The organism is Actinomycetes bacterium (assembly GCA_036510875.1).
Lineage (GTDB): Bacteria > Actinomycetota > Actinomycetes > Prado026 > Prado026 > DATCDE01.
The window spans coordinates 1-2603 of the sequence record DATCDE010000060.1 but is presented as its reverse complement, the minus strand read 5'-3'; the positions used below and the strand labels follow the sequence as shown (position 1 = coordinate 2603).

Genomic DNA, 2603 nt, shown 5'->3' with positions numbered 1-2603 from the left:
TGGTGGACCTCGCGGCCGCGACGATCGGGCTGGCCGCGACGGCACGCCTGCGCACCACGGACGAGGAGTCCACGCAACAGGGGTGGGCGCGCCAGGCAGCCTGGCGCTTCGGTGTCACCGGCCTCGGGGCGAGCATCCTCGTAGGCGCGACCGCGGGTGCGGTGTCGTTGGACCGGAGTTTGGGTCTCGGCAGCCGGCTCTCGCGGGTGCCGTTAGCCATCCCCGCAGGGCTGATCGCAGCGGCGGTGATGGAGCGAGCACGGCAGGCAGAGCACGCCAACGAGCCGGATCCGGGACCGATGGGCGCGAATCCGCTCCTCGGGACCGCGGCCGCGGCCGGGATCGTCACCGTGCTCGGCGCCATCGCGGTCGGCGAGAGCAAGGCGGCCCACGCGTTCAGCACCATGGCAGCGCGGCGGCTGCCCGGTCATGAGTTGTTCTGGCAGCTGGTTGGGCACACGGCGATCCTCGCGACCTTCGCGGCAGGCATTCGTGTCCTGTGGAGCGAGGGGGTGCGGCGCATCGAGGCAGGAACGTCGACCTTCGCGGAGGGGCTCGAAGGCCCGGAGGCGCAGCAGTACACCGGGCCCACGATCAGTGGCAACGAGGAGAGCCTGGTCGGGTGGGACACGATCGGCCGCGAGGGGCGCCGACACGCGCTCGCCTTCGTCCGACCCGAGCCGGTACCCACCGCCGAGCGCCCGGCGGGCGTGGGCGACATGGAACTGTCGATCCAGACCGTCATGGGTGAACCGGCGGCCGCTACCCCCATCCAGGTCTACATCGGCCTGGACAGCGCGCCCACGCGCCGCGAGCGGGTCGCCCTGGCGATGGCCGAGCTCGACCGCACCCACGCGTGGGATCGCTCACTGCTGATGCTGGTGTCACCGACCGGCACCGGCTACGTCAACTACTGCGCGATCGCCTCGGCCCAGTACTTCACGCGAGGTGACATGGCCAGCGTGACGCTGCAGTACTCCAAGCGCCCCTCTCCACTCTCGCTCGGCAAGGTCAGGGGGGCACGTGAGCAGAACCGGTTGCTGTGGCTCTCGATCCTGCGCCGGGTCCGCGACCTGCCACCCGAGCAGCGCCCCAAGGTCGTGCTGTTCGGCGAGAGCCTGGGCGCCTGGACAAGTCAGGACGCCCTCCTCGGGTGGGGCACCCTGGCACCTCAGGCGCTCGGCATCGACTGCGCCTTGTGGATCGGAACCCCGCACGGCAGCGAGTGGGCCCAGGAGGTCACGGTGACCCCCGGGGAGGACGTCGATCCCGAATTGGTCACCGTGGTCAACGACTTCGGCCAGATCGAGGACATGGACCCCCAACGACGGTCCGCGCTGCGCTACGTGCTGCTCAGCCACGACAACGACGGCGTCACGAAGTTTGGCATCAGCCTGTTCGCGCACCGGCCCTCGTGGCTTCGTCCGGACCGACCGCCCCTTCAGGAGGTGGCCGGGTCGAGCCCTCGCGGGATTCCGGCCTCGATGCGCTGGCGCCCCATCACGACGTTCTTCCAGACCTTCGTGGACATGAAGAACGCACAGATCCCCGGCTCCTTCCAAGCCTGGGCCCACGACTACCGACCCGACCTCCCCCTCTTCATCCGGGAGGTCTTCGACCTCGACGCGACCGACGAGCAAGTCGCCGCCGTGCGGCAAGCAGTACAAGAGCGCGAACTAGTCCGCGAAGCAGTCTTCGACTAGCGGACAACGCGCGCCGCAATGCCGCGGCGCACGCCAGTGCACTCCACCCGGCTCAGGAAGGCCACTCGTCATGACCGAAGCGCCGCACCAACCCGACCAGACGAAAGAGTCGTCGACCACCCGCGCGGCCCAGGCGACTCCCGCCCCGCCCAAGGTCTCGCACCCGAGCGAGTCGGCCCGGGCTGCGCTGGGCAAGGCGGCGCGGGACAGAGCACCGTTGACGTCACACGCGGACCTCGAGACGGCTGACCGGGGCGATCCGATCTCCTTGCTCGAGGGGCAGGCCGCTTCACGCGTCCCAGAGCTGGTGCCGATCCGGTACGGGCGGATGTCGGGCTCGCCGTTCGCGTTCTACCGCGGTGCCGCGCTGATCATGGCAGCCGATCTCGCGAAGACTGCGAACTCGGGCCTGCAGGTGCAGCTATGCGGAGACGCTCACATCAGCAACTTCGGTGTCTTCTCCTCCCCCGAGCGGCGCCTCGTCTTCGACATCAACGACTTCGACGAGACCCACCCCGGCCCCTTCGAATGGGACGTGAAGCGCCTCGCTGCCAGCCTCGCGGTCGCCGCGCGCGGGAACGGGTTGTCCGCGAAGAAGAGCCGCAGCATCGTCACCGGTGCCGTCGGCGGATACCGGGATGCCATGCGGTCCTTCGCAGCACAGGGCAACCTCACGGTGTGGTACTCACACCTCGACATGGACGACCTGATGGCCCAGATCGGGGACCAGCTCGACTCCCGACGCAAGACAAGGACACTCGCGGCGGTCGACAAGGCCCGCAGCCGCGACAGCGTCCAGGCGCTGTCGAAGCTCACCACGACCGTCGACGGACATACCCGCATCGTGAGTCAGCCCCCACTCATCGTCCCGATCGAGGAGCTCGTGGGCGACGACGAGGC

2 protein-coding genes are annotated in these 2603 nt (G+C 69.3%); both read left to right on the top strand.

The annotated features are described in order from the left end of the window. Positions 1-1703 (top strand): alpha/beta-hydrolase family protein (locus VIM19_03340; GenBank protein ID HEY5183943.1); only part of this gene is annotated, 1703 nt, incomplete at its 5' end. 70 nt (positions 1704-1773) lie between these two features. Next, a partial coding sequence (locus VIM19_03335) for a DUF2252 family protein (GenBank protein ID HEY5183942.1) occupies positions 1774-2603 on the top strand: 830 nt, incomplete at its 3' end.